The sequence below is a fragment of the Halomonas ventosae genome (assembly GCF_004361885.1).
Taxonomy (GTDB): Bacteria; Pseudomonadota; Gammaproteobacteria; order Pseudomonadales; family Halomonadaceae; genus Halomonas; species Halomonas ventosae_C.
This window is the reverse complement of the sequence record NZ_SNWH01000008.1, coordinates 38,209-65,061: the sequence shown is the minus strand read 5'-3', so window position 1 is coordinate 65,061 and position 26,853 is coordinate 38,209. Positions and strand designations below refer to the sequence as shown.

Genomic DNA, 26,853 nt, shown 5'->3' with positions numbered 1-26,853 from the left:
GGGTGACCATGTCAGTCGCGTTCCGCGGTATTCTGCCCCTGCCGGCCGCGCTGCAGGCGATCGATGGCCTCGCCGCCTCGGCCCGCCAGAGCCGCCAGCCGGTCGATCTGTTCGTCCAGCCGTGGCAGGGCCTCGCGGCGATAACGCGACAAGTCATCAATGGCGCCCATCACCTCGCCGAAGGCCTGCTCCAGGGCCTGCATGTCGAGCATCGCCGACGATGCCCGCTGCTGGATGTCCACGCCCTGCTGGCGCAGCGCCCGGGCGGTGCCGCCGATCATCTCCGAGGTGGTGGCATTGAGCGCCTCGACACTGTCCAGCACCAGCCGCTGGTTGGCGATGGCCAGAGCGACCGTGACCGCCACGGTCAGCGCCGAGACGGTGACGTTGATGGCCCGGTCGACGCCTCGCATCAGCTCGCGGTTGTTGCGGATGATCACCTCCAGCGCCAGCACGCCCTGCTGGCACACCGCCAGTTGCTGCTGAAGATCGACAATGCGCTGGCGCAGCGGGAACAGCAGCTCCTCCTCGAGGAAGCGTCGCTGGGGGTCCTCCTCGTCGCGGCGGGCGATGGCGGCCTGCAGTCGCTCGTCGATCAACCGACCCAGCTCGACCTGGCGCTGGAGCTCGAAAAGGCTCTCGCGCAGCGACTGCTGGTCGTCACTCAGGGTGAGGTTGTCGCGATGCAGCATATCGCGCCCCTCTTCCAGGTCGGCGATGATCGCATCCAGCGCCTGCTGGGCGGTCTCGAACTTGCGGAAATAGCGCTGCAGGCGACTCCCGGCGCCCGGAAGCAGCGCCAGCAGGCGATCCAGCGGACCCGGCGACAGGCGGTGCCGCGCAGGGTCCAGCGCCTGCATTCGACCGCGCAGGTCAACCAGCGCCTTGGCCACCGGCCCGCCCTCGTCGCCGTGGTGAGCCAGCTGGCGCAGCGGAGCCTGTAGCATGGCACTCTGGTGAGCGGCCTGCTGCTGCAGCTCGAGGCCCAGCTCATCGATAGCGCGGCGCTGTTGCGCCAGCGACTCGGCATCGCCACCGCCCTCCAGTTCATCGACGAAGGCATCGGCTTCGGCCGCCAGCGACGGGTCATGTGGACTACCCGCCGAGCCGCTGCCATCCAGCTGATGGGCGATCTCCTCCACCGGGGGCAGCGACAGGCGGGGGCCACGTTCGGGTTGCTGGGTCATGAGTACCTCTCGAAGAATCGGGTCAGGGCGTGGGAAAGATCGGCCTCAGGATCTGCCACGCCCGTAGCGGTCGGCGCGGGAGACGAAGCGGCGCAGCTCCTCCAGCGCCTGCTCGGTAGTGACCGAGGCCTGCGGGCGCCCGGTCTCGATGCGCGCCAGGGAGACGGCCGTGTCGTCGAGCACGGTCAGCGCCGACTCGTTGCGCGCGGCCAGCTCGCGCAGCCCCTTCTCGGTCTCCTCGAGCAGTTCCAGGCGCCGCACCAGGGCGGCGCGCTCCTGCGCCCCCAGCGGCTGTCCACCGCGACTCAAGCGGCGCCGCACGAAGTCGCCATCCACGTTAGCCACGCCGCTGGCTCGGGAGGCCATGGCATCGAGGGTATCCACCGCGGCGCAGCAGACCTCGACCACCAGATCCCGGGCACGCACATAGGCCAGCTCGCCGCTGTCGAAGCGGCTCCCCAGCACGCCCAGCACATGACGGTAGCGGCTGTAGACCCGGTCGGCCTGGACTGCCAGGTCGGGGCGTCGGACATCGATCAACCTCTGCTTGGCCCGGCACAAGGCCAGCACCAGGTCGTCGGCATCCGCCGGCGGCCGTGCCGGATCGAGCACCGCCAGGTCAGCCTCGTGGGCATCACGCTGCTGCTCGGCACGGCGTCGCGCGACCTGGGCCGCCAGGCTCGCCTGACGGCGCCTGTCACGCCGCCGAGCAAGCCAGCCACGCAGCCGACGCTCCAGCGGCAGAGCCACCGGAATCGCCACCAGCCCCGCCAGCCAGCCTGTCAGGGTCGGCCCGAAGCCGCCCCACAGCGAGGTCAGCCACAGCAACATGCTGATGAAGGGCACCACCAGGGCATAGCGCAGGATGACCTGCAGGCGGCCGGGCGGCTCGACCGGCACGGCCAGGCGCGGATTGACCAGCCCCACCAGCAGCCAGGGCAGGCAGGTCAGGAACAGGCCATAGGAAAATCCCTGCAGGAATCCCAGCATGGGGCTGACCATCCTTTATCCGTCAACGGGAAGGCACGCTACTAGAACAGCAAGGTGAGAACCAGGGCCACAACGCCCACCAGCAGGGCGATGCTCACCGCCGCCACCACCACCCGGTCGAGCCAGCGATCGAAGCGGCTCCAGTCGAACCGGCGCCGCTGGCGACGGCGCGTGGCTCCGCGACGCGACGCGCCACGGCCGGTGCGCATGAGGCTCATGGTCGAAGTCCGATTTCACCATTGTTCCCAGAGCTTACGACCTGCTGCGACGGCTGGCCACTACCATCGGCCAAGCTCGCCAGCACGGCTCGGCTTTCACGTGTGACGTGCCGGCTAACCTCGTGCGGCGCCCTGGGTAGGCACGCCGAGCGTGCGGGCGTTGCAATCCCGCTCGGACGCCCTGATGCTAGGATAAACTCAGCAGGCTAATTGTTTCCGGAGCTCTCCACGCCATGTCCCGACTCGCCGATACGCCACTTTCCGTGCTCGACCTGGCCCCGATCCGCGAGGGGGGCAGCGCCGCCGACACTTTCCGCGAGAGTGTCGCGCTGGCGCAGCTCACCGAACGGCTAGGCTTCACCCGCTACTGGCTGGCCGAACACCACAGCATCGAGGGCATCGCCAGCGCCGCGACGGCAGTGCTGATCGGGCATATCGCCGGCGCCACCCAGCACATCCGGGTGGGCAGCGGCGGTATCATGTTGCCCAACCACCCGCCACTGGTAGTGGCCGAGCAGTTCGGCACCCTGGAGACGCTCTACCCCGGGCGCATCGACCTGGGGCTGGGGCGTGCGCCAGGCGCCGACAGCCACACCATGGCCGCCATGCGCCGCGACCCCTACGCCGGCGTCGATGACTTCCCGAAGCGGCTGGCCGAGCTCCAGGGCTACCTCGACGACGAGCGGCCAGGCCAGCGGGTGCGGGCGGTTCCCGGCCAGGGCACCAAGGTGCCGTTATGGCTGCTCGGCTCCAGCGACTTCAGCGCCCGCCTGGCGGCTCGAGAGGGGTTGCCCTTCGCCTTCGCCGCCCAGTTCGCGCCGGCCCAGCTGTTCGAGGCCCTCACGCTCTATCGCGACAACTTCCGCCCCTCGGCGGTACTCGACCATCCTTATGCCATGGTCGGCCTGCCGGTGATCGCCGCCGAAAGCAACCAGCGCGCGGAGTTTCTTGCCTCGACGGCCCGCCAGAAGTTCCTGGGCATGATCCGCGGCCAGCGCATCAAGGCCTTGCCCCCGGTGGAGGCGCTGGACTGGTCGCCCTGGGAGCAGGCCCAGGTGGAGCAGTTCCTGGGCGCCGCCGTGATCGGTGGCCCCGAGACCATCCGCGAGGGCCTAGAGCACTTCCTGGAACTGACCGGCGCTGACGAGCTGATGCTCAATACCGACGTCTATGCCGCCGAAGACCGCCTGAGAAGCTACGAGATCGTCGCCGAGATATGGCGCTCATAGCCCCGCCGACGATTCACGACCGACCCTGGGCATCTGCTCGACGGCTTTTGGCGCATGGCCGTGGCGGCCGCAACGCCAGGGGCACTGCTGATCATCGCGATCATGGCGAGGGTCGCCTCCTGAGCCCGTCTCGGAACCAAGCGCCCCGCGCGCTTTCCAATGAGCCGTCATCCATGCCGCGCCGAGCCAATACTGCGCGACTTCCAAGACCTTGGAGTGCCCCATGCCCAATTCCCATGACCCGCACCGCGACGCCCAGCAGAATGCCGCCTGGCGCGCCGCCCGAGAGTGGCAGGCCCGCGCCCGCCAGACCCGTGCCGACGGCCCCCTGAGCGGTCTCAAGCTGCTGCTCACCTGGCTGCTGTTTGGCGCCATGATGATCGTTGCCATGGTGCTGGGGCTGTTCCTGCTGCTAGTCGGCTGGGCGATGATGCCCTTTCTGCGCCACCGCATGAAGAAGCGCATGGAGCAGATGCGCGCCGACCGGGCCGAGGATGTCGACGGCAGTGTCTACTATTACCGCGAGACCCGCTACCGTCAGGGGCGCGATGCCGGCGGCCGCTACCGCGAGCAGCAGGTGCTGGAAGGCGACTACGAGGTGAAGGAGAGAGACGAGGCGCAAAAGGGCCCCGAGCATCGCTGATGGCCAGCCTGATGGGAAAGACTCGTGCTGCCGAAGCCCTCACCGGCCAAGGAGGAAAACGGCCTGTCGGGCGCCGGGCGGCCAGCGCCATCCTCGAGGTACTGGTGGAAAACCGCCGTAGCGGACGCCATCCCTGAGGCTACTCGAGGGGCTCGTAAGCCAGGCCCACGTAGTTCTCGGCGATAGTGGTCAGCCCCGCCTCGGAGTTGGTCACGTAATCCAGTTCGGCCTGCTGCATGCGGGTATTGAAGTCCTCCTCCTCGGAGAACTTGTGCAGCATGGAGGTCATCCACCAGGAGAAGCGCTCGGCCTTCCAGATACGCTTGAGGCAGGTCGCCGAATAGCAGGGGATCAGGTCTGTGCGCCCCTCCTGGTAGACCTTCACCATCAACCGGTAGAGGGTGTTGACGTCGCTGGCCGCCAGGTTAAGCCCCTTGGCGCCAGTGGGTGGCACGATATGGGCAGCATCACCGACCAGAAACAGCCGCCCATACTGCATGGGTTCGACCACGAAGCTGCGCAGCGGCGCGATACTCTTCTCGATGGAAGGACCGGTGACCAGCTTCTCGGCCAGGTCGTCGGGAATCCGTCGCTTGAGCTCCTCCCAGAAGCGCTCGTCGGACCACTCCTCGGCCTTCTCGTCCAACCCCACCTGAAGGTAGTAGCGGCTGCGGGTCGACGAACGCATGCTGCACAGGGCGAAGCCACGCGCGTGGCGGGCATAGATCAGCTCCTCGGCCACCGGCGGGGTGTCGGCGAGCAGGCCCAGCCAGCCGAAGGGGTAGACCTTCTCGAACTCCTTGATGCGTCCCTCGGGAATCGACTTGCGCGAGATGCCGTGGAAGCCATCACAGCCGGCCACGTAGTCGCAGTCGAGGCGGTGGGTCTCGCCATCCTTCTCGAAGGTGACATAGGGGCGATCGGTCTCGAGGTCATGGGGCTGGACGTTGTCGACCTCGTAGATCGTGGTGCCGCCGATCGACTCGCGGGCCTCCATCAGGTCGCGGGTCACCTCGGTCTGGCCATAGACCATCACCGTCTTGCCACCGGTCAGCCCGGCCAGGTCGACGCGCACACGCCGCTTGTCCAGGGCCAGCTCGACGCCGTCGTGGACTTCACCCTCCTCGTCCATGCGCTTGTCGACACCCGCCTCGCGCAGCAGGTCGACCATGCCCTGCTCCAGCACGCCGGCACGGATACGGCTCAGCACGTACTCGCCGGACCTGCGCTCGAGGATGACGTTGTCGATGCCCTGGCGGGCCAGCAGCTGGCCGAGCAGCAGGCCCGAGGGACCGGCGCCGATGATCGCGACCTGTGTCTTCATGGGGAGACTCCGTTGTCAGGCAGTGGTGAACATCTGTTCGCTATGTGGATTGTATTTTTCACTGAAACCCACGCCTGTATAAGACAGCCGGCGGCTGCCGCTCAGAGCAGGAACAGGGTGGTCAGCACCGGGAAGGCGATCAGCAGCGCCAGGCGCAGGAAGTCCGAGACGATGAACGGCGCCACACCCTTGAAGATCTCGCCCAGCCCCACGTGGGGCGCCATGGCCTTGATCACGAAGACGTTCATGCCCACCGGCGGGGTGATCAGCCCGAGCTCCACGGTCAGCACGGTGATGATGCCGAACCATACCGGGTCGATGCCCAGCGACTGGATGATCGGGAACACCACCGGCACCGTGATCACCAGCATGGCGATGGCGTCCATGAACATCCCCAGCACGAAGTAGAGCAGCAGGATGCACAGCACCACCACGATCGGCGCCAGGTTCATGCCGTAGAGGACGTCGGTGATCGAGAAGGAGATCCGCGACACCGAGATGAAGTAACCCAGGGTCTCGGCTCCCACCAGCATGAAGAACACCACCGCGGAGAGCGCCAGGGTCTCCTGCACGCTGCGCCACAATTCGCGGCCACGCATACCCTTGACCAGCGCATAGAGCAGGGTGGCGAAGGCACCGACGCTGGCCCCTTCGGTAGGTGTGAAGGCGCCGAAGTAAATGCCCAGGATCATCACCAGGAAGACCGCGAAGAACGGCACCAGCCCGCCGAGCGAGGCCAGCTTCTCTCGCCATGAGGTCGGCTCGCCGGCCACCGCCAGCGAGGGCTTGAGGCGCATCACCACGGTGACGGTGAGTGCGTACATCAAGAGCCCCATCAGCCCCGGCACCAGGCCGGCCATGAACATGTCGCCCACCGACTGCTCGGTGAGGATGGCGTAGATCAGCAGCGCAATGGAGGGCGGGATCATGATCCCCAGGGTGCCGCCGGCCGCCAGCGCGCCGGTGGCCAGACCACGGTTATAGCCGTAGCGCTCCATCTCCGGCAGCGCAACCCGGGTCATGGTGCTGGCAGTGGCAAGCGACGAGCCAGAGATCGCCGAGAAGATCCCGCAGGAGCCCACCGCGGCGATGGCCAGCCCCCCTTTCCAGCCGCCGCAGATGGTACGCGCCGACTGAAATAACGTGCCGGCCATGCCGGAATGCGCCGCCAGCACGCCCATCAGGATGAACATCGGCACGGCGCTGAAGCTGTAATTGGAGAGCACCTCCACCGGCACGGTCTTGAGCTGGGCGATGGCCGCGTCCCAGCTGATGATCTGAGCGAAACCCGCCACCCCGACGACCAGCATGGTCAGCGCTACCGGCACCCTGATCACCATCAGCACCAGCAGCAGGGCCAGGCCGATGGCGCCGATCATCTCACTCGACAGATCAATCCCCACTGGAGACCTCCCCCTCGACACCGAAGACGGCGCTCAGCACGGCATGGACCAGGCTGCGCAGCCCCAGCAGCAGGCTCAGCCCCGCGGCCGCGGAGTAGATGGGCCCCATGGGCAGGCGCAGGTCCTGGGTCACCTCGCCATGGCGGGCCGCCGCACTGGCGGAGTCCAGCAGGCCGAGGAAGAGAATCAGGCCGAGTGCCGTGAACCCCAGCAAATAGACGCCATGCAGGCGGTTCTTGATGGTGGGCGAGAGGCCATGGGAGAAGGCCTCCACCACCACCTGGCTCTTCTCCACGTTGGCCGCCATCGCCGCCAGCAGCGAGAACAGCATCAGGTAGCTGACCAGCTCCACGCTGCCGGAGACACGCAGGGTGATGGCCCCCTCGGTGAGCCGGTACAGATAGCGGGTGCCGACATCGGCGATGGTCACCGCCAACAGCGCCAGCAGGGCGATGCCCGCGACGAGCTTGCACAACAGGGCCAGCCACTGACTAGCCCGTTCCAGGAAGGAGCGCATCAGCCGTTACTCCTGGGTGGCGACGCAGGACTCGCTGGCGGCGAGCGCCGCCTGGTAGACCTCGCGCCCCGGCAGGCCGCGCTCCTCGAGCCGTGTCAGGTAGCTCTCGATGCCGTCCAGGAGCGGCTTCTGCCAGTCCGGATGCTCGAGGGGGTTGTCGATCTCGCGGATGGTGTGGCCGGCGTCCTTGGCCTCCTGCTTGCCTTCCACATCGAGGCGATCGAAGACGACGCCGGCGTTCTCGGCCCACCGCATGCCGGCGTTGGCGTCGATCACCGCCTGCTGCTCGGGGCTCAGGTTGTCGTAGGCGCGCTGGTTCATGGTGGCCACGAAGATCAGGGTGTAGAACGGCACCTCGGTGTGGTAGTTGACCAGCTCGTTGATGCGGAAGCCCTTGAGTCCCTCCCAGGGGAAGCTCAGGCCATCGATCACGCCGCGCTGCATGGCGGTGTAGATGTCCGGCGCCGGCATGCCCACGGGGCTCGCCCCCATGTTCTCGAGCATTTCACCCGCCACCGCGGTGGGGCGACGGATGCGCAACCCCTCGAGGTCGGACGGCACCTGGACGTCGGTATCGATGGTGTGGATGCCACCCGGCCCGGTGGTAAACATGAACAGCGGCTTGGTATCGGCGTACTCCTCGTCCAGGCGGCCCTCGTCATAGAGGGTCTGCAGCACGCAGGCGCCCTGGGTCGCGGTGGTCGCCACTCCCGGCAACTCGACGACCTGCGACAGCGGGAAGCGCCCGGCGGTATAGCCCTGGGCGGTGGCACTGATGTCGGCGATGCCGTTGGCCGCCGCTTCGTAGAGCGAGTCGGGCTTGGCCAGGGTCCCGGCGGGGAATATCTCGACCCGGAGCTCACCGCCGGACTCCTCCTCGACGGTGGCCGCCCAGGCCTCGAAGATATCCTGGTTGACGCCTGAGGCGCCCGGCCAGAAGTGTGCCATGCGCAGGGTGGTGGCCGACTGGGCGGAAGTGGCGCTCAGGCCGGCGATGGACGCGGCCAGCAGACAGGCGGTGAACTGGGTCTTCATGGTCATCCTCCGGGTATCGTTATCGTGTTCGCGCATCCGTTCGCAGAGTGAACATCAGTTCGAGTAACTGACTCGAAGGTAAACCCCCTTTTCCATGACGAAAAGCGACTTTGGTCTTACTGGGGCATACCGAGCGCAAACGGGTGGACCGGCATACGCCGCCATCAGTCCACCCTTGATTACCACAGGTGACGCGCAATTACCTCAGTCTCGGCTCGGCGCCACCATGAAGCGGGAAAAGAACTCATTAAGCTCATCAAAGCCATCCAGCGGCAGCACCAGGGAGACGTACTGGTCCGGGCGCACCACCACCAGCGCGCCAGCGCCGCGATCAATGCCCCGCAGGTCGAAGATATCCTGGTCGGTACCCAGCACCGGGGCGTGGACTTTCTGGTAGTCCTGCAGCCCAAGAGCCCCCTTGTGCGGCTTGAGCAGTTCGTGCATGTCGGCCCAGTCCACCTCGAGGTGCGACTGCTGGATGATGCCGTGGACGTCGAAGATCGCGTCCGGGTCGGCCCCCTGCGGGGTGAAACGGCCGATCGGTGACGCTTCGCTGGCCAGGAAGTCCATCAGCTGGTTGAAGCGCGAGCCCGGGCTTCTCGGGTCGACCATGTCGGCGAAGGCATAGAACCGCCAGCGGCCGTCGGCGCGATGCACATGCCCGAGGTGGACCTGCTTGGCATCGCCGAGCCGGATCACCTCGACCGAATGGAAGCGGCGCCCCGGCGGGAAGCCGGTCGCCAGGTGCAGGTGGCGGTCGTCGCCGGTGAGCAGGTCCGGCGCATAGTGGGTAGCGAACCCCGCGGTGAACTCGCTGTTGGTGACGAACTGGCGCTGCACCTCGGCCAGGCCTTTCATCGCGGCCTGCGAGTCGTCGGCATCCTGGGCGGCGCCGATCGCCCGCGACCAGCGGGTATCCATCTCGATGAGGTTCTCGGCGATGACGTGGCGCTCGGCGTTGTAGGTGTGGAGCAGGCTGGCCGGGCTGCGTCCCTCGAGCACCGAGATCAGCTTCCAGCCGAGGTTGAAGGTGTCCTGCATCGACACGTTCATGCCCTGACCGGCCTTGGCGGTATGGGTGTGGCAGGCATCGCCGGCAATGAAGACCCGCGGCGTGCGACTCTCCACCTGGTCGTCGTCGACGTCATCGAACTTGTCGGTAACCCGGTGACCGACCCGGTAGACGGAAAACCAGGCGGTCTCCTTCACCTCGAAGCTGTAGGGCGCTAGTACCGCCTGGGCCTTGGCCAGCACCTGCTCCTTGGTCAGCCAGGCGTCCGGGGCGATGTTGCCCATGTCGACGTAGAGCCGGACCATGTAGCCGCCCTCGCGGGGGATCAGCAGGATGTTGCCCGCCGCGGCGGACTGGATCGTGCATTTGAAGCGGATGTCGGGGAAGTCGGTCACCGCCAGCACGTCCATCACGCCCCACGCCTTGTCCTCACCATGGCCCTGAGGCAGGCGGCCGATGGACTCGCGCACCACGCTGTGCGCGCCGTCGCAGCCGACCACGTACCTGGCGCGGACGCTCTTCTCGCCATCCGGGGTATTGAGCCTCACCGTGACGCGCTCGTCGGGGGCCTCGGGCACCTCCACCTCGAGCGTCTCGTGGCTATAGTCGACCTGCAGACGGCTGGGCGAGTTATGCATGTACTCCAGCAGGAAGTCGAGCAGGCGGGCCTGGTTGACGATCACGTGGGGGAACTCGGAGAGGCCATCACGCACGTCCTGCACGCGGCCGAGCCGGGCGATCCGCGACTTGTCCTCGGCGGCCGGTCCCCAGAAGTGGGTCTCGTTGACCCAGTAGGCCTCGGTGGTCAGTTTCTCGGACAGGCCGAAGGCCTCGAACATTTCCACCGTGCGACAGGCGATACCGTCGGCACGGCCCACCTCGAGGGGGCCGTCGGCCTTCTCCACCACGCGAGTGACGATCTCCGGGAAGGTCGATAGCTGGGCGGCCAGCAGCAGCCCCGCCGGGCCGGTACCGACAATCAGTACATCCACCTCCTCCGGCAGCGGCCCCTGCTGCTCCTCGCTGCGCCCTTTTGCCAGGGGTTGAATTCGCGGGTCGCCACTGCGGTAACCGTCGAGGAAGTACTGCATTTGTTCGCTCCATCCCGCCTGCCACGGGTCATTATTGAGAAACCATCAGGGGTAGAGTCCGCTGCGGCAATACGCCACGGCGATAATAATCAGTATTGTGATCATTGTCGCGACGGACAATACGACTTTCCGCCAATCCCCCGTGTCCAGTACCACCGCTTCGATGTTCTGGAAGCTGTCACGGTATCGACCTTCGGATGATTGCTCATTACTGTGATGATCACAATACTGACGCAGATCAAAGAATGCTCACCTCCCTGACCCCAACTCACGAGCCGACAATGACAAACACCACACGCCACGTCTTCTATCGTCCCCTGGCTCTGGCCCTGCTCTGCGCCTCTCTGCTGGCCGCGAGCACACCACTGCTGGCCAAGGAACTCCGCCTGGGCATCATCACTCCGCCCCAGCACAACTGGACCCAGACCGCCGAACGCTTCGCCGAGACGGTGGCCGAACAGAGCGACGGCGAGTTGACCGTCGCCATCTTCCCCGCCGGCCAGTTGGGCGATGAGTCGGCGATGTTCTCACAGATGGAGACCGGGCTGCTCGACATGGGCCTCATGACGGCGGCCCTGACCAGCCAGCGTGAACCCTCCATCGTCGGCTGGTTCACCCCCTTCCTGTTCGACAGCGTCGCCGAGGCGGCCCAGGCCACCGAGACCGAGGCGGCCCAGCAGATGCTGACGAACCTCGAGAGAAAGGGCCTGCACGCCTTCGGCTACACCTTCGCCGGCATGCGCCACATCCTGATGCGCGATGGTCGCGTGGAGCGCCTGGCGGATGTCGATGGCAAGAAGATCCGCATCATTCCCTTCGCCGCCATGAACACCTGGTGGCGCGCCACCGGTGCCAGCCCCACCCCGGTGAGCCTGCCCGACGTCTACCAGGGCCTGCAGAACAAGATGCTCGACGGCGTGGACATCGACCTGGACGCCCTGGTGGGCTCCGGCTTCTACGAGGTCGCCGAGCACCTCACCCTCACCAACCACATGGCCTTCCCCGCCGTCTCGGTGATGAGCCAAGTCTCCCGTGACGCCCTCTCCGAGGAGGAGCGCCGGATCATCGACGAGGCCATGGACGAGGCCCTGGCCTGGGGCATCGAGGCCCAGATCGAGGCCGAGGAGCAAAACCTCGCCACCCTCGAGGAGGCCATCGATGTGTTCACCCTCGAGGACGCCGAGGGCGTCTTCGCCGAGGCCAACCAGGCCTTCGACGAGCGCTTCGGCGAGCATCCGGTGATCCAGGCCTTCCAGCAGCAGTCCGCCGAGCTCTGACGCCGAGTGAGACCGACCGGGGCGCGACGGCGCCCCGCCCGGACAGAGAGGAGATCCCCATGAGCGCACGACACGACACCTGGCTCAGCCAGGCGAGCCGCCGGCTGGCCGGGCTGGAGCAGTTGGTCTGCAGCGTGCTGATCGCGGCCTTCGGCGTGCTGCTGATCGCCAACGTCTTCGCCCGCTACGTGCTGAACAGCCCGATCTTCTTCGCCAGCGAGCTGGCCGTCTACATCCTGATCTGGATGGCCTTCCTGGCCATCTCGATCTCGATCCACCACGACCAGCATGTGCGCCTGACCATGCTCGTGGGGCTGCTGCCCACACCAGCCCAGCGGGCCTGCTACTGGCTGACCGAACTGGTCTGCGTGGCGATGCTGGCGGTGATCCTGTGGTACGCCATCGGCTGGTTGCGCTCGCCCTCGGTGGGCTACGACATCGCCATCACCCTCGACTGGCCCAAGTGGCACTTCTACCTGATCGTGCCGATCTTCTGCGCCACCTCGATCTTCCACCTCATCGCCAGGCTGTCGGACCGCTCACGCACGGTCTTCACCTTGGTCAGCGACGAGGATTGACCGCATGACGCTCGCTGCCTTCCTGCTGTTCATGCTGCTCGGCATGCCCATCGCCTTCGTGCTGCTCGCCTCGACCTTCACCTTCGTCGTCGCGTCCGGCAACTACCGGCTGCTGGAGAACCTGCCCCAGGTGATCTTCGGCTCGCTGGAGGTCTTCGACCTGCTGGCGATCCCGCTCTTCATCCTGCTCGGCGAGATCATGAACGAGGGAGGGATCACCCGGCGGATCATCACCGCAGCCCGCGCCTGGTTCTCCTGGGTTCCCCACAGCATCGCCTATGTCTCCCTGACCTCGAACCTGATGCTGGCCTCGATCATGGGTTCGGCGACCGCACAGATCGCCATCATGAGTCGGGTGATGACCCCGGAGATGGAACGCGACGGCTACGACAAGGGCTTCGCAGCCGCCCTGACGGCGGGGTCCGGCCTGCTGGGCCCGATCATCCCCCCCTCGATGGTCTTCATCATCTACGGGGTCATCGCCCAGGTCTCGATCGGCGCGATGTTCATGGGGGGCATCCTCCCGGGCCTGGTGCTGTTCGTGCTGATCAACGGCCTGATCGCCCTGCTCGCCGGGCGGGCACGCAGCAAGGCGGTCGAGGAGCGGGCCAGCATCCCGCTGTGGAAGGCCACACGCGGCGCCCTGCTCACCCTGAGCATCCCGCTGGTCATCGTCGGCGGCATCGCCTTCGGCATCGTCACACCGACGGAATCCGCCGCCGTGGCGACCCTGATGGCGCTGATCCTCGGCGGCCTGTTCTTCCGTGAGCTCAGGTGGGGACAGTTCCCCGGCGTGCTCAGACGGACGGCGCGTAACACGTCCATCGTGCTGTTCCTGATCGCCGCCGCCAAGGCCTTCGGCTGGGTGCTGATCTACAACCAGATTCCCCAGCAGGTGGCCGGGCTGATGCAGGGCACCACCGAGAGCCCACTGGTGTTCATGCTGCTGGTATTTGTGATGCTGATCGTGGTGGGCATGGTGCTCGACGGCATCGCCGCGCTGATCATCCTGGTACCGATCCTGCTGCCGGTGGCCCAGCAGAGCTACGGCATCGACCCCATCCACTTCGGCATCGTCACCTGCATGACCCTGAGCCTGGGGCTGCTGACCCCGCCGGTGGGGGCCGGCCTCTACGTCGCCTCGGCGATCAGCAACGTCAGCCTGCCGCGCATCACCAAGTGGATCTTTCCCTTCGTGCTGGCGGCCTGCCTGGTGATCCTGGCGACCATCTTCAATCCCTGGCTGGTCAGCGTCTTCCGCTAGCCTTGCCTCCCGGCGCACCCGAGGAGCCACCGGTGCCAGATGCCCAGCAGGGCACCCTCTGCTAAGGTGGCATGCCCGAGGCGGCCGGCGCCACGAACGCGACCGCGCCGGTTTCCTTCCCCCCTGCGAGACGAGCGAGAACATGACCGGAGCCCCCCTCTCCCAGGCCAGCGCCCTGCCCGGCAACCTGCTGCGGCGCTGCCACCAGATCAGCGTCGCCATCTTCCTGCGCAAGTGCGAGGCCTACCACCTGACCCAACTGCAGTACATCCTGCTCTGCGCGCTCGAGGAGAAGGGGCCGGTCGACCAGATCACCCTGGGCGGCCATACGGCACTGGATCGCAATACCGTGGCCGTGGTGGTGCGCAAGCTGGAGGAGCGTGGCCTGGTGACCCGACGCCGCAACCCGGAGGATCGCCGCTCCATGCTGGTGACCCTGACCGCGGAGGGCGAACGGCTACGCCACGCCGCCGAGCCGGCCGTGGACGAGGTACAAGAGGAGATCCTCGCGCCCTTGAGCGAGAGCGAGCGGGAGGCCCTGTGCCGACTGCTGACACGCATTGCCGACGAGAACAACCACCTCAGCCGAGTGCCGATACGCCAGGCGGGGTAAAGGAGCTGCCACCTAGGCGACGACGACGCACCATGCCTTGCCGGCCAGCAGCCCCAGGGGCAGCATGAACGGAATCATCGATAACAAGCGCAACCGGCAGTGCATGCGCATCGTTTTGCCGTCAGGGTTTCAGCGAGTTCAGACGTGAACCAGGGAGCGACAACCATGACCACCCCCACCGATGTTCTCTTCATCTCCCATGGCGGCGGTCCGATGCCGCTATTGGGGGATCCGGGCCACCGCGAGATGGTAGAGCGTCTCCAAGTGATCGCCGGTCAGTTGCGCAGGCCGTCCGCCATCCTGGTCATCAGCGCCCACTGGGAAGCGCCGGTCCCGACAATCACTTCGGGGGCCAATCCGACCCTGATCCATGACTACTCGGGTTTTCCGCCCGAGTCCTACGAAATCACCTATCCCTGCCCCGGTGCGCCGGCGCTGGCACAGCAGATCCACCAGGCGCTGGAGCAGGCCGGGATGTCGGCGCGGCTCGATGACCGGCGCGGCTTCGACCACGGGCTGTTCGTCCCCCTCAAGCTGATGTATCCGGAGGCGGACATTCCCTGCGTGCAGCTCTCCCTGGTCGACAGCCTGGACGCCGAGACGCACCTGGCGATGGGCCGTGCCTTGCAGGCGCTGGAGGTCGACAACCTGCTGGTGATCGGCTCTGGATTCTCGTTCCACAACATGCAGGCGTTCTTCGCACCCAGCACCCCGGACACGCAAGTGCGTAACCAGGCCTTCGAAGAATGGCTCGAGGCGACCTGTCGCGATACACGAATCGAGGAAACCGAGCGAACCGAGCGGCTGCGCCATTGGGAGCGCGCGCCCCATGCCCGTTTCTGCCATCCCCGGGAAGAGCATCTGTTGCCGCTGCACGTCTGCTACGGCCTGGCGGCCAAGCCCAGTGAGTGCCATATATCGGCCACCATCCTCGGCAAGCAAGCGGGAATGTTCTACTGGCGAGTGACCCACTGAGAAAGGCACAAGCAGAAGATGATCATCCATGATGCGCGCAGAAGGAGAAGGCCCCGTCCTCCTCATCGGGATGGCGGGGCCTCGTGTGGGGCGCGCGCCCGATCAGGCGTCAACGCGTCTAGATATCAAAGAATACCGTTTCGCCCTCGCCCTGCAGGCGAATGTCGAAGCGATAGCGCACCTTGCCGTCGGCCTCCTCGCGCCTGGCGATCAGGGTCTGGCGGCGGGCCGGTGACTCGATGCGCGAGAGCACCGGGCACTCGGCATTCGCCTCGGGCTCATCCTCGAAGTAGAGGCGGGTCTGCAGGTGGATATTGATGCCGCGGGCGAAGAGGGTCAGGTTGATATGCGGGGCCATCAGCAGGGCGCTGCGGGCACTCGCCAGGTCGTTCTCCTTGTCGTCGATGGCACCGTGTTCCTCGTCGATGCCATCCACCCGCACGCGACCGGGCTTGACGGTCCTGAGGGTCCACTCGCTGCCATGCTCGAAGGTGGTGGCGGTGCGCCCGAAGCTGTTGAACGGCTTCGCGAGGTCGTACTCGCGCTGGTAGACGCCCTTGCTGTCCGCCTGCCAGGCCTCGAGGAAGGCGTCGCGCACCAGGTCGCCGTTGCCGTCGATCACGGTACCGACGATCTCGATGTGCTCGCCCTCGGCTTCGGGTCTGGCCATCTCGTTCCAGATCTCCTCGTCACGTGTCGGGATGCCGGCCGCGGCCAGGGCCAGGCCGATGTGGACGTAGGGCCCGGCGGTCTGGGAGGCGGTCTCGCGCAGCATCAGCTCGCTGGCGGGCTGGGAATTGGGCTGTTTCATGGTCTGGTTACCCCGTCCTGTCACTGGTTCTCGAACCGGTTACTGGTTTTCGAAATAGGTCTGCAGCTCGCCGCGCACCACCAGGTCGAAGCGGTAGGCCAGGCAGTCCATGGGCCGGCTGCGGGCCATGTCCAGGCGACCGATCATGGTCTCGACGGCCTCGGGATCCTTGAGGGTGTTGACGATCGGACACAGCGGGATCAGCGGGTCGCCCTCGAAGTACATCTGGGTGATCAGGCGGGTGGAGATCGCCGGGCCCATCACCGAGACGTGGATGTGGGAGGGGCGCCAGCTGTTGACGTCGTTGGGCCAGGGATAGGGGCCCGGCTTGATGGTACGGAAGCGGTACCAGCCCGCCTCGTCGGTCAGGCAGCGCCCCACGCCACCGAAGTTGGGGTCCAGCGGCGCCAGGTAGTTGTCGTTGCGGTGACGATAGCGGCCGCCGGCGTTGGCCTGCCACATCTCCACCAGGGTATGCGGCACCGGCTTGCCGAACTGGTCGACCACGCGACCGAACATGATGATGCGCTCCCCCACCGGCAGGCCCTGGCCCTGGCTCGGATCCTGGCGAAAGTTGAGCAGCAGGTCGTTGTCGTGGGGGCCCATGCGCAGGCCACGGAAATCCGGGCCGGTGAGCTCTGAGGCGGTGGCATGCTGCATGCTGACCAGTGCCTGGCGCGGGGAGCGGGCCACGGAGGTCTTGTAGCCGGGCGCATAGGCCGGCGGATGCCAGTTGCGGTCGCGCTCCACGAAGCGCTTGCTGTCGTCCTGCATTTAGATTCGTCTCCAAGGGTGATGGATCTCGGCCAGTGTGGCGTCCAGCCGCAGGCCTGCCAATTGACGTCTCCACCGCCTTGCATAACCTCTGGGTTATGCCTTACCTGCCGCCCACCAGGTTTGCCGCCACCTCCCTGAGCGTCTCGCAGAACCCCTCCAGGGCCAGCGACGGCGCCAGGCTGGCGTTGGTGCAGAGCCCCACCGAGCCGCCCTGCTGCTCCAGCGGTAGGACTAGCTCGACCAGCCGGCTCTCGTCCAGGGCATCGCGCACCGCCTCTTCCGGCGCCACCCAGACGGCGTCGCTCTCCAGGGTGTAGCGGTGGCTCAACGGCAGCGACAGGGTCTCCAGCTGACGCCCCGGCAGGCGCAGCGAGTGACGCACGCAGAAGCTGTCGACCTGCTGGCGCAGTGTGGTCCGGGGCGGTGGCAGCACCCAGGGGAAGTCCCCCAGCCGGGGGGCTCGAGGGGTTCGACCCCGGCCAGCGGGTGCCCTGATCTCACCACCAGAACGAGGCGCTCGTAGTAGAGGTGCTCGAAGGCCAGGTCGCGGATCTCGCGAGCCTCGGTCATGCGCCCTACCACCAGGTCCAGCTCGCCGCGTCGCAGCCGGGAGAGCAGGAAGGCACTGGGCCCGGTCACCACGTTGACACCGGCCTCATCGGCCTCGGCCTGCTGCCAGCGCCGGATCGCCTCGGGCAACAGGCGGCTCTCCACCGTGGAGAGCGCCCCCACCCTGAGCCAGCGCACCGCGGCATGCGCCTCGCCCAACGCGCTGACGCCCTCCTCCAGGGCGCGGATCGCCGGGCCGGCGTGGCGCAGCAGGGTCAGGCCGGCCTGGGTCAGCGCCACCCCGCGGGAGGTGCGCTCGAAGAGCGCGGTGCCGAGGATCTCCTCGAGCTCCTTGATGGTCTTGGACATGCCCGGCTGGGTGATCGCCAGGCGCTCGGCGGCACGCGCGAAGCTGCGCTGTCGGGCCACCTCCAGGAAGGCCTGGAGGTGGCGCAGCTTGATGCGGGCATTGAGCATTCAGGCCTCCGGTTGGCGGGATGCGAGCAGTCGGCGGGTGCAGGCCATGTCCGCCAGGCTGATCGCCAGGGTCGGCAGGAAGGCCAGCGCCACGACCCCCGGGAGGTCATAGAGCCCGCCCCCACCACGGTGATGACGAAGACCAGAAGATAGCCGAAGAAGGGCATGCCGCCCATCAGCCGTGGCAGCGCCCGCCCCGTCGAAAGCCGGCCTGGATCGGCGCCAGCATGAAATTGATCTCCGCCTCGTCCAGCGTTTCCGGATCGAAGTGGCCGTCCTCGGCGTCCAGCAGCATCTTACCGTGCTCATCGCCGCGGCCGGCGGCGGCCTCCTTGAGCGCCTCGAACCCAGCGATGCCGCCGATATCCTCCGGCGGGCAGGCCATGGCGCCGTCGATCAGCCGCGGGCAGGGGTTGGTCTCGGCGAGGTCGGTTGCTTCCACCACGATGCGATGTATCCAGTCGTCGCCGAAGTCGTAGAGGTAGTGGAAGATGTTGTCCTTCAGCCGCACGGCGATGGTCTTGAGCTTGGCGTTGCGCGCCAGTGCGATGGGCCGGTCGCTCCAGTCGTCCGGCTCGCCGTAGTAGCGGCCATTGCACTCGAATTCGAAGAGGTGACAATTCTCCCAGCCCATGGCGGCCTGGATGACCTCGTGCAGACGGTGCAGGTTGATCTGCTCCGGCACCAGCACGCGGCGCCAGACCAGGGGATCAGTGTCGAGCAGTTCAATACGCAGGCGGATATCTGGCATGGTGAGAGTAGCCGTGGTTGCCGTGTTGTATGGTGGATGCTGACTGGCTCTACAGACACTGTAGCGGCAGGTAGACGTGATAAGTTAAGCCCAATGATCAGCGACGGTACGCCATGGCGACAATGAATTTCAATACCGCCAACCAGACCCTGCGCCAGCTGCTGGGCAATGGCCTCACCTACCGGGTACCGCCCTTCCAGCGCGACTACTCCTGGGGAGAGGATGAGTGGGATGACCTCTGGCAAGATGTGCTGGGTCTGTTCGAGGAGGACGGCGAGCCGGCCCACTACATGGGCTACCTGGTGCTCCAATCCGCCGATAGCAAGCACTTCGACATCATCGACGGTCAGCAGCGCATCACCACCCTGAGCGTGATGATCCTAGCGGGGCTGGGGCTCCTGCAGATGCTGGTCGAGGCAGGACAGGATGCCGATGACAATCGCCGTCGCCAGGAGCAATTGCGCAACAGCTACATCGGCTACATGGATCCGGTTTCGCTGATTCCACAATCCAAGCTGACCTTAAACCGCCACAATGACCGCTTCTACCAGACTTACCTTGTTCCCTTGGAGCGCCTGCCCCAACGCGGCCTGCATGCCTCGGAACACCAGCTGCGCAAAGCATATGGCTGGTTCCGGGAACACCTCAAGGAGCACATCGGCAGCGAAGACGGCGGCGGCCAGCGGTTGGCCGCCTTCATCGACAGCCTGGTCGACAAGCTGTTCTTCACGGTGATCACGGTCACCGACGAGCTCAACGCCTTCAAGGTGTTCGAGACGCTCAACGCCCGCGGCGTTCGGCTCTCCTCCACCGACCTGTTGAAGAACTACCTGTTCTCGCTGGTCAGCTCCGCCTCGACCCATGAGACTGAGTTGAAGGCCCTGGAGGACCGCTGGGAACGCATCGTGGGTCTTCTTGGCAGCGAGAGCTTCCCCGAATTCCTGCGCGTCTACTGGAACAGCCGGCATCGGCTGGTGCGCAAGGCCGAGCTGTTCAAGACCATACGCCGCCGCGTCAGCGACCGGGAAGGTGCCTTTGGCCTGATCCGCGAACTCGATCACCATGCGGGACTCTATGCGGCTCTGCGGGATCCCCAGGACCCGGGCTGGAACGAGCCGGAGCAGCGCGCCCTGGAACAGCTGCAGATGTTCGATGTGCGCCAGCCGCTTGCCATGCTGCTGGCCTGCCACCGGCGTTTCTTCGAGCAGGAACGGGAAGTGTTCATCCGTATCCTGCGCGCAATCGCCGTGATCGCATTGCGCTACAACGTGATCTGCAGCCTGCCGACCCATGAGCAGGAGCGAACCTACAACGAGGTGGCCTGGAAACTGGCGGAAGGCGAGATCGGCAACCTCCGGCAGGTACTGGCAGCGTTGCGTGGCGTCTATCCCGATGATCGCCGGTTCAAGGCTGCCTTCACCGAGAAGGCACTGCGCACCACCAGCAGTCGCAACCGCAAGGTGGTGCGCTACATGCTGTTCGAGATCGAGCGCCAGCGTAGCGGTCAGTCCCTGGACTTCGAGAGCCCCGCCTATAGCTTGGAGCATGTACTGCCTGAACATCCGCCAGAGACCTGGGCGCATATCCCAGACGGGAAGCTGGAAGGGCTGATCTACCGTCTGGGCAACATGACGCCTCTGGAAAGCCGGGTGAATCGGGATATCGGCCATGCCGACTTCGATGAGAAACGCCGTGCCTTTCTCGCCAGCGACTTCCAGATCACACGGTCCATTGCCGAACAGAATGACCACTGGGACGAGAGCCGTATCGAGGCCCGCCAGAAGCGGCTGGCCGACATCGCCGCCGGGATATGGCGGGTCGACTTTGTCGATTATTAACCTGGCTTCAGGCTTGCGTCTCCACGCCGGAGGCCCATGGGGGACGGAGGCTTCTCGACAAGCAAGACCCGTCAGGCTTCGCTGCTGCCCCAGCCCAGCTGCTTGGCCAGCGAGAAGGCGTGGTTGGCCGCCGGCACGCCGCCATAGATGGCCACGTGCATCAGCACCTGGCGCAGCTCCGCCTCGGTCAGGCCGATGCGCTTGGCGGTCTTGAGGTGCAGGGTCAGCTCCTCGCGACCCAGGGCGGCGAGGATGCCGGTGGTGATCATGCTGCGCTCGCGACGGGTCAGGTCGTCGTTGCTCCACAGCTCGCCCCAGGCCAGGCGGGTGATCATCTGCTGGAAGGGGGCATCCAGGCTGGTGGCATTCTCGGTGGAGCGCGCCACGTGCTCCTCGCCCAGCACCTGCTTGCGGGTCGCGAGGCCGGTGGCGTAGTTCACGCCCTCGGCACCCACGTCACCCAGGTCCACCGCCATCACCGCCAGCAGCTTCTCGGCGAACAGTTCCGGCACCTCCACGGAGGGCATGTGGCCGACGCCCTCGAGGATCTCGAGCGGGGCACCGTCGAGCTCGTCCGCCAGGGCCTCGAGGGTCGCCGGCGGGGTCGCCAGGTCCTCGCTGCCGCCGAACAGCTGCACCTTCACCTGCTTGCCGGCAAGCTTGCCGTCGAAGGTATCGCGAGCCAGCATTTCGCACAGCAGCGCGTAGGATTCGTCATCACCGCGGCCCATCTGGGTGCACCAGCCCGCCTTGAGGGCCGGCTCGGCCTCGAAGCGGGCGGGGGCGAACCAGCGCGGCACGATCTCCTCGGACATCGCCGCCAGGCCCTCCTGACGCACGCGGCCGGCACGGGTGTTCCACAGCTCGGGGGTGCCGATCACCGCCCCGGTGTTGGTCAGGGTGGCGGAGAGCAGCCGCTCGCCGTGCTGGCTGATCAGCTGCTGGCCCACCACCCCGCCGATGGAGGTGCCGGCGAAGTGGAAGCGGCCGGCACCGGCGTGGTCGGCCAGCGCCAGCGCCTCGCTGGCCAGGTCGGCCGGGGTGATCGCTCCCTCGCCCCAGGCCTGGCTAGCGCCATGGCCAGGCAGGTCCCAGGTCAGCACGCGGTAGCGCGGCAGCAGCGCCGGCAGGACGCCGTCCCACACCGCCTGGCTCATGCCCAGCGGATGAGCCAGCATCACCAGCGGATTGGCCTCGGCGCCGAGCAGGCGATAGGCCACACTGCGGCCATTGATGGTCAAAAATGCCATGTAAGTCTCTCCTGACGCCTAACGTCAACATTCAAGGCTGTCCCCCTCGACGGCGGACCATATCGCCCTTCGGTGGCCCCGAAAGGAACCGATGGCGAGTCGTTAAACCGCTTCGAGTCCCAGGATCTCGCGCGCCTGTTGCCAGGTGGCCACCGGGCGCTCGTGCTTCTCGCAAAGCGCCGCCACCCGCTCGACCAGGGCGGCATTGGAGGGGGCCAGGCTGTGCTTGTCCCAACGCACGTTGTCCTCGAGGCCGGTGCGCGTGTGGCCTCCGGCGGCGATCGACCACTCGTTGAGCACCAGCTGGTTGGCGCCGACACCGGCCCCGCACCACTGGGAACCCGGCGCCAGGCGTTCGAGGGTCTCGATATAGAAATCGAAGGTCGGCTTGTCGGCCGGCATGGCATTCTTCACGCCCATCACGAACTGAACGTACAGCGGCGCCTGGATCTTGCCCTGCTTCATCAGGTTGACCGCCTGATGGATATGCGAGAGGTCGAAGGCCTCGATCTCGGGCTTGATGCCGTAGGTCAACATCTCGGAGGCGAGCCAGTCCACCAGCTCGGGGGAATTCTCGTAGACGCGTGTAGGGAAGTTGTTGGAGCCCACCGACAGGCTGGCCATGTCGGGCTTCAGCGGTAGCATGCCGCCGCGCTCACGCTCGGCGCCGGAGCGGCCGCCGGTGGAGAACTGGACGATCATGCCCGGGCAGTGCTTGCGCAACCCTTCGAGCAGGCGGGCAAACTTCTCAGGATCCGAGGTCGGAGTCTGATCCTCGTTGCGGACATGGCAGTGCGCAATGCTTGCCCCGGCCTCGAAGGCCGCCTGGGTGCTCTCGATCTGCTCCTCGACGGTAATCGGTACCGCCGGGTTGTTCTCCTTGCGTGGCAGGCTGCCGGTGATGGCAACGCAGATAATACAGGGATTCGACATGGGAACCTCACGTCATGAAGGAGGGCTCGTAGGCAAGATATACAGGAGCCTCGAGGAGGATGCGTGAGTGCCGGGTATGACCGCTATGACAGCGACGAGAAGCCGGCCGACCTGGCACTCATGAGTTCGCTATGTGTACATAGGTTTGTGTTACGAACAAAACTAGCGCCATCGCGATCGGCCGTCAAATTCCGCCAAGCCCACACGCAAGAGGGCAGACCAGACCTCCCTTCACCATCACTCCGCGTCAATATCGAACTTTCAATCGCTTACTCGCCCTCCAGCCAGGCGATGGCACGCCGCACCTGGGCACGACTACTGCCAAGGTATAAGGCTGGATCACTGGCCCGCTCGAGCTCGGCACGCTCGACACGACCCGCCAGCTCTTTGTGCCCCGCGAGCAGCTGCTCATGCAGCATCTCAGCATAGGGGCGCCCCGCCAGGCGCGCCGCCTCGGCGGCCTCGGCGCTGATCCGCCTGGCGGCGTCCTGGCCCACGAGCGGGGCCAGCAGGCGCGAGACCGGCTCGGCCATGATGCCGCCGCCCGTCGCCGCCAGGTTGCGCCGCATCGCCTCGGGGTGGACCACCAGGCCATCGAGCAGCACTGCGGCCTGTTCCAGCGCGCCCTCCAGCAGCAGGGCACTATCGAGCAGCGGCGCCCACTCGGCGTGCCACTCCCCCAGGCCCCGCTCCAGGGGCTGGGCCGCGGCGTTGAGGATCACCGTGGCATGGCCATGCACCTGGCGAGCCGCCCCGCGGATCAGCGCGCAGCGCACCGGGTTGCGCTTGTGGGGCATCGAGGAGGACTCGCCCATGCCGGGAGCCGCCGGCTCGGCCACCTCGCCGAGCTCCGTCTGGGTCAGCAGCGACACGTCCAGGGCCAGCTTCTCGGCGGCACCGGCGGCGGCATCCAGCCCCGTGGCCAGGGCATGGATCGGCTGGCGATCGGTGTGCCAGGGCAGCACGGCTGTGGCGAGGCCCAGCCGCTCGGCCAGGGCATCCATGAAGGCGAGGCCCAGGTTGTCCTGGCCCGGCCCTTCCAGACCAGAGTGCACCCCCACGGCACCGCCGAACTGCACCGGCAGCTGGAACCCGGCCAGGCGTCGGCGCGCCTGCTCCAGGCCGATGGCCCAGTGGGCCACCTTGACGCCGAAGGTGATCGGCAGCGCCTGCTGCATCAGGGTGCGGCCCACCATCACGGTCTGGTCATGGGCCTGCATCAGACTGATGGCCGCGCTGCGACAGCGCACCAGCAGGGCATCGAGGGCGGCCAGCCGAGGTTTCAGCAGCAGCATCAGGGCGCTGTCGACCACATCCTGGCTGGTCGCGCCCTGGTGCCAGTAGCGCTTGAGCGTCGCCGGCAAGGCCGCGCGCCCCTGCTTGACGAAGGGGATGGCCGCATTGCCGCCGCTGGCGACGCCGGCGGCGATGGCCTCCAGGTCGAAGTCATGCGCTTCGAGGGTCTGGCGCATGGTCAGGCTGGCGCCTTCGGGGACCGCCCCATGGGCCTCCTGCACCTCGGCCAGGGCCAGCTCGAAGGTCAGCATGGCGTCGACCATGGCCCGGGCAGTGCACTCGGCCAGCGCCGATTGGCTCATGAAGGGATGCTGGATGAAAGCGGCAGGCATGACGGTCTCTCCGGGAGTACGTGAATGGTGGCGTGGGCATCGGCCAGGGGGCTTCCCCTATGGTCGCACATATGTTCGCATTTCGAACAAATATGCTAGATTAGACGGGAGTTCGATAACTAAACAGCTTCTCCGGCAACACGAGCAAGGATCACGACGGATGGAAACGGCAATGCAGGACGAGGCCCTGAGCCCCGACGATCGTGACTTCGTCACCGCACTGGCCAGTGGCCTCGAGGTCATCCTGGCCTTCGACGAGGCCCACCCGCGAATGACGCTCAGCGAGGTGGCGGCGCGCACCGGCATGAACCGTGCCCGGGCGCGACGCTTCCTGCTGACCCTGCATGCGCTGGGCTATGTCCGCAAGCAGCAGCGCCACTTCGAGCTGGCCCCCAAGGTGCTGAACCTCGGCTATGCGTTTCTCTCCGCCAACAACTACCGCAGCGTGATCCAGCAGATTCTCGAGGAGATCACTGCCGAGTGTGGCGAGTCCTCGTCGCTGGGCGTGCTGGACGGCGACGACGTCACCTATGTGGCGCGCTCCTCGGCGCGCCACCGGCTGATGGCCATCACCCTCTCGGTGGGCACGCGCCTGCCCGCGGCCCACACCTCCATGGGGCGGGTGCTGCTGGCCCAGCTGCCGGATGCCCAACTCGACGCCTTCCTGGCGCGGGTGCTCCTCGAGCCGCATACCGACAAGACCATCACCGACAAGGCCGAGCTCAAGCGCTGCATCCTGAAAGTGCGCCAGCAGGGCTACGCCATCGCCGACCAGGAGCTCGACTCCGGGTTGCGCTCGGTGGCCGTGCCGGCCTTCGATGCCAGCGGCCGGCTGCTGGGCGCGATCAACATCAGTACCAATGCCGCCCGGGTCGACTTCGACACCCTGATGCGCCAGTACCTGCCGCTGCTGCAGGAGAAGGCCCGACAGATCCGCGCCAGCGTCCGCTGATCCACCTGCCACCCCAAGGACGGCGAAGTGCTAGAGATACTGGCAATCACGCTGCCGATCTTCTTGCTGATCGGCGCCGGCTTCACCGCGGCTCGCACCGGCCTGCTGAGTCGCGACAACATGCAGGGCGTGGGCACCTTCGTCATGTACCTGGCCCTGCCCTCGCTGATCATCCGCGCCCTGACCGACCACCCGCTGGCGGAGGTCTTCAACCCGACCTATCTGCTGGCCTATGGGCTGGGGTCGCTGGCGACCTTCCTGCTGGGGCTGGCGCTCTCCATGGGGCTGCGCGGCAAGCGCCTGGATGCCAGTGCCATTCACGCCCTGGGCATGTCGGCCTCCAACAGCGGCTTCATCGGCTACCCGGTCGCGCTGATGGCGATCGGCCCACCGGCGGCGATCTTCATGGCGCTGAACATGGTGGTGGAGACGCTGTTCATCATCCCCATGGCGCTGACACTGGCCGAGGCCAGCCGCCAGAACGGCAACGGCATTGGTCAGGTGGCACGCCAGACCCTCGCCCGCCTGACACGCAACCCGGTACTGATCGGGCTGTTGATCGGCATGCTCCTCGCCCTGAGCGGGCTGAGGCTGCCAGGCCCGTTGGCCAAGGCTGTCGACATGCTGGCCGACGCGGCGGGCCCCGCGGCACTGTTCACCATCGGCGGCATGCTGCATGGCCTCAAGGTGCGGGGCATGGCCATGGATGTCGGACAGGTGGTGCTGGGAAAGCTGCTGCTGCACCCGCTGTTCGTGCTGGTCGCCTTCCTGCTGCTGCCCGACCCGGACCCGATGCTGATCGCCGGCGCCATGCTGTTCGCCTGCGCCCCGATGATCAGCGTCTACCCGCTGTTCGGCAAGCAATACGGCCAGGGCGACACCAGTGCCGCGGGACTGATGGTCAGCACCCTGGCTTCCTTCCTCACCATCAGCCTGGTGATCTGGCTGCTGACGCAGTTCGGCCTGCTGCCGGTCTGAGCGCCGGCGATCAGGAGCCTGACCCCTCGCCGGCGGCCATCACCGCCGCCAGGGCGCTGGCATAGCCGCGGCTTCCCAGGCCCGCGATCACCCCGTCGGCGCGCAGCGAGACATAGGAGTGGTGGCGGAAGCTCTCGCGCTTGTGCACGTTGGAGAGATGCACCTCGATCACCCTGCCGTCGAAGGCGTTGAGCGCATCCAGAATGGCAACAGAGGTGTGAGTGTAGGCCGCCGGGTTGATGATGATCGCCGCGGTGCCATCCAGGCGGGCCGCCTGGATAAAGTCGATCAGCTCGCCCTCGTGATTGCTCTGTCGACAGGTGATCTCCCAGCCCCCCAGCGCCGCCTGCTCGTGGAGGGCGTTGTTGATGTCCTCCAGGGTCTCAAGGCCGTATATCTCCGGCTGCCGGGTGCCCAGCAGGTTGAGATTGGGGCCGTGAAGTACCAGTACCTTGCCTTGGCTCATGCCTCGTTCTCCAGTTCATGACTGCCTTGTTGATCAGGGCGAGTTTCATGGGATTACTCCGTCGTCGGGAGTAGCGCTTGGCAAACT

26 protein-coding genes and 1 pseudogene are annotated in these 26,853 nt (G+C 66.4%); 11 read left to right on the top strand and 16 right to left on the bottom strand.

Going from position 1 to position 26,853, the window contains the following annotated elements; all coding sequences use genetic code 11:
* Nucleotides 1–11 precede the first annotated feature (11 nt).
* From DFO68_RS08210 to DFO68_RS15495, 3 genes are read right to left on the bottom strand one after another with little or no spacing between them, the layout of a single operon-like run.
* A complete protein-coding gene (locus tag DFO68_RS08210) occupies nt 12–1,187 on the bottom strand; it encodes a toxic anion resistance protein (RefSeq protein WP_133483179.1) in 1,176 nt (391 codons plus the stop codon).
* Nucleotides 1,188–1,232: 45 nt separating this feature from the next.
* On the bottom strand, nt 1,233–2,177 hold the full coding sequence (locus DFO68_RS08205; protein ID WP_133483178.1) for a cobyrinic acid a,c-diamide synthase: 945 nt from the start codon (nt 2,175–2,177) through the stop codon (nt 1,233–1,235).
* Nucleotides 2,178–2,218: 41 nt separating this feature from the next.
* Nucleotides 2,219–2,395 (bottom strand): hypothetical protein, encoded by a 177-nt coding sequence (locus tag DFO68_RS15495; RefSeq protein WP_166637541.1) that lies wholly within the window; start codon nt 2,393–2,395, stop codon nt 2,219–2,221.
* A 233-nt stretch (nt 2,396–2,628) separates the two neighbouring features.
* Here DFO68_RS15495 and DFO68_RS08200 point away from each other — a divergent pair, with 233 nt between their 5' ends.
* The 3 genes from DFO68_RS08200 (at nt 2,629) to DFO68_RS15490 (ending at nt 4,404) form a co-directional block, all read left to right on the top strand.
* Nucleotides 2,629–3,624, top strand: a complete 996-nt coding sequence (locus DFO68_RS08200; protein ID WP_133483177.1) for an LLM class flavin-dependent oxidoreductase — start codon at nt 2,629–2,631, stop codon at nt 3,622–3,624.
* A gap of 223 nt (nt 3,625–3,847) precedes the next feature.
* Nucleotides 3,848–4,267: a hypothetical protein gene (locus DFO68_RS08195; RefSeq protein WP_133483176.1), complete on the top strand. Its 420-nt coding sequence runs from the start codon at nt 3,848–3,850 to the stop codon at nt 4,265–4,267.
* Nucleotides 4,267–4,404 carry a hypothetical protein gene (locus DFO68_RS15490; protein ID WP_166637542.1) on the top strand — a complete coding sequence of 46 codons (138 nt, stop codon included), beginning with the start codon at nt 4,267–4,269 and terminating at the stop codon, nt 4,402–4,404. Before DFO68_RS08195 ends, DFO68_RS15490 begins: the two co-directional genes overlap by 1 nt.
* A 2-nt stretch (nt 4,405–4,406) precedes the next feature.
* Here DFO68_RS15490 and pobA read toward each other — a convergent pair whose 3' ends face one another.
* The 5 genes from pobA to DFO68_RS08170 all read right to left on the bottom strand — a co-directional run bounded on the left by pobA (nt 4,407) and on the right by DFO68_RS08170 (nt 10,649).
* Nucleotides 4,407–5,591: a 4-hydroxybenzoate 3-monooxygenase gene (gene pobA, locus DFO68_RS08190; protein WP_133483175.1), complete on the bottom strand. Its 1,185-nt coding sequence runs from the start codon at nt 5,589–5,591 to the stop codon at nt 4,407–4,409.
* Between the two features lie 101 nt (nt 5,592–5,692).
* On the bottom strand, nt 5,693–6,982 hold the full coding sequence (locus DFO68_RS08185; RefSeq protein WP_133483232.1) for a TRAP transporter large permease: 1,290 nt from the start codon (nt 6,980–6,982) through the stop codon (nt 5,693–5,695).
* Between the two features lies 1 nt (nt 6,983).
* The gene (locus DFO68_RS08180) at nt 6,984–7,511 is read right to left on the bottom strand and encodes a TRAP transporter small permease subunit (protein ID WP_133483174.1); all 528 of its coding nucleotides are present in this window, start codon (nt 7,509–7,511) and stop codon (nt 6,984–6,986) included.
* 6 nt (nt 7,512–7,517) lie between these two features.
* A complete protein-coding gene (locus DFO68_RS08175; protein WP_133483173.1) occupies nt 7,518–8,546 on the bottom strand; it encodes a TRAP transporter substrate-binding protein in 1,029 nt (342 codons plus the stop codon).
* A gap of 204 nt (nt 8,547–8,750) precedes the next feature.
* Entirely contained in the window at nt 8,751–10,649 is a 1,899-nt protein-coding gene (locus DFO68_RS08170; protein WP_133483172.1) for an FAD-dependent monooxygenase, read from the bottom strand.
* Nucleotides 10,650–10,930: 281 nt separating this feature from the next.
* Here DFO68_RS08170 and DFO68_RS08165 point away from each other — a divergent pair, with 281 nt between their 5' ends.
* The 5 genes from DFO68_RS08165 to DFO68_RS08145 all read left to right on the top strand — a co-directional run bounded on the left by DFO68_RS08165 (nt 10,931) and on the right by DFO68_RS08145 (nt 15,356).
* The gene (locus tag DFO68_RS08165) at nt 10,931–11,926 is read left to right on the top strand and encodes a TRAP transporter substrate-binding protein (RefSeq protein WP_133483171.1); all 996 of its coding nucleotides are present in this window, start codon (nt 10,931–10,933) and stop codon (nt 11,924–11,926) included.
* 59 nt (nt 11,927–11,985) lie between these two features.
* The gene (locus DFO68_RS08160; RefSeq protein WP_133483170.1) at nt 11,986–12,504 is read left to right on the top strand and encodes a TRAP transporter small permease; all 519 of its coding nucleotides are present in this window, start codon (nt 11,986–11,988) and stop codon (nt 12,502–12,504) included.
* 4 nt (nt 12,505–12,508) lie between these two features.
* Nucleotides 12,509–13,768, top strand: a complete 1,260-nt coding sequence (locus tag DFO68_RS08155) for a TRAP transporter large permease (RefSeq protein ID WP_133483169.1) — start codon at nt 12,509–12,511, stop codon at nt 13,766–13,768.
* A gap of 142 nt (nt 13,769–13,910) precedes the next feature.
* Nucleotides 13,911–14,381: a MarR family winged helix-turn-helix transcriptional regulator gene (locus DFO68_RS08150; RefSeq protein ID WP_133483168.1), complete on the top strand. Its 471-nt coding sequence runs from the start codon at nt 13,911–13,913 to the stop codon at nt 14,379–14,381.
* A gap of 165 nt (nt 14,382–14,546) precedes the next feature.
* Nucleotides 14,547–15,356 carry a DODA-type extradiol aromatic ring-opening family dioxygenase gene (locus DFO68_RS08145; protein WP_133483167.1) on the top strand — a complete coding sequence of 270 codons (810 nt, stop codon included), beginning with the start codon at nt 14,547–14,549 and terminating at the stop codon, nt 15,354–15,356.
* Between the two features lie 118 nt (nt 15,357–15,474).
* Here the strand turns inward: DFO68_RS08145 and DFO68_RS08140 are convergent, their stop codons facing one another.
* The 4 genes and pseudogenes from DFO68_RS08140 to DFO68_RS08125 form a co-directional block, all read right to left on the bottom strand.
* Complete coding sequence (locus tag DFO68_RS08140) at nt 15,475–16,167, bottom strand: protocatechuate 3,4-dioxygenase subunit alpha (protein WP_133483166.1); 693 nt, start codon at nt 16,165–16,167, stop codon at nt 15,475–15,477.
* Nucleotides 16,168–16,206: 39 nt separating this feature from the next.
* Complete coding sequence (pcaH, locus tag DFO68_RS08135; RefSeq protein ID WP_133483165.1) at nt 16,207–16,941, bottom strand: protocatechuate 3,4-dioxygenase subunit beta; 735 nt, start codon at nt 16,939–16,941, stop codon at nt 16,207–16,209.
* Nucleotides 16,942–17,044: 103 nt separating this feature from the next.
* A pseudogene (pcaQ, locus tag DFO68_RS08130) lies at nt 17,045–17,970 on the bottom strand (pca operon transcription factor PcaQ).
* Between the two features lie 175 nt (nt 17,971–18,145).
* Nucleotides 18,146–18,721 (bottom strand): plasmid pRiA4b ORF-3 family protein, encoded by a 576-nt coding sequence (locus tag DFO68_RS08125; RefSeq protein WP_133483164.1) that lies wholly within the window; start codon nt 18,719–18,721, stop codon nt 18,146–18,148.
* A gap of 113 nt (nt 18,722–18,834) precedes the next feature.
* Here DFO68_RS08125 and DFO68_RS08120 point away from each other — a divergent pair, with 113 nt between their 5' ends.
* Nucleotides 18,835–20,559, top strand: a complete 1,725-nt coding sequence (locus tag DFO68_RS08120; RefSeq protein ID WP_133483163.1) for a DUF262 domain-containing protein — start codon at nt 18,835–18,837, stop codon at nt 20,557–20,559.
* A gap of 71 nt (nt 20,560–20,630) precedes the next feature.
* On the opposite strand, the gene DFO68_RS08115 is transcribed toward DFO68_RS08120, so the two are convergent.
* From DFO68_RS08115 to DFO68_RS08105, 3 genes are all read right to left on the bottom strand, one after another.
* Nucleotides 20,631–21,809: an alpha/beta fold hydrolase gene (locus DFO68_RS08115; protein WP_133483162.1), complete on the bottom strand. Its 1,179-nt coding sequence runs from the start codon at nt 21,807–21,809 to the stop codon at nt 20,631–20,633.
* A gap of 102 nt (nt 21,810–21,911) precedes the next feature.
* Nucleotides 21,912–22,742, bottom strand: a complete 831-nt coding sequence (locus DFO68_RS08110) for a 3-keto-5-aminohexanoate cleavage protein (RefSeq protein WP_133483161.1) — start codon at nt 22,740–22,742, stop codon at nt 21,912–21,914.
* 269 nt (nt 22,743–23,011) lie between these two features.
* Nucleotides 23,012–24,370 (bottom strand): class-II fumarase/aspartase family protein, encoded by a 1,359-nt coding sequence (locus tag DFO68_RS08105; protein ID WP_133483160.1) that lies wholly within the window; start codon nt 24,368–24,370, stop codon nt 23,012–23,014.
* A 172-nt stretch (nt 24,371–24,542) separates the two neighbouring features.
* On the opposite strand from DFO68_RS08105, the gene DFO68_RS08100 reads away from it, so the two are divergent.
* Nucleotides 24,543–25,322 carry an IclR family transcriptional regulator domain-containing protein gene (locus tag DFO68_RS08100; RefSeq protein WP_133483231.1) on the top strand — a complete coding sequence of 260 codons (780 nt, stop codon included), beginning with the start codon at nt 24,543–24,545 and terminating at the stop codon, nt 25,320–25,322.
* Between the two features lie 27 nt (nt 25,323–25,349).
* A complete protein-coding gene (locus DFO68_RS08095) occupies nt 25,350–26,300 on the top strand; it encodes an AEC family transporter (protein WP_133483159.1) in 951 nt (316 codons plus the stop codon).
* A 10-nt stretch (nt 26,301–26,310) separates the two neighbouring features.
* Here the strand turns inward: DFO68_RS08095 and aroQ are convergent, their stop codons facing one another.
* Nucleotides 26,311–26,766 (bottom strand): type II 3-dehydroquinate dehydratase, encoded by a 456-nt coding sequence (gene aroQ / locus DFO68_RS08090; RefSeq protein WP_133483158.1) that lies wholly within the window; start codon nt 26,764–26,766, stop codon nt 26,311–26,313.
* Nucleotides 26,767–26,853: the final 87 nt, after the last annotated feature.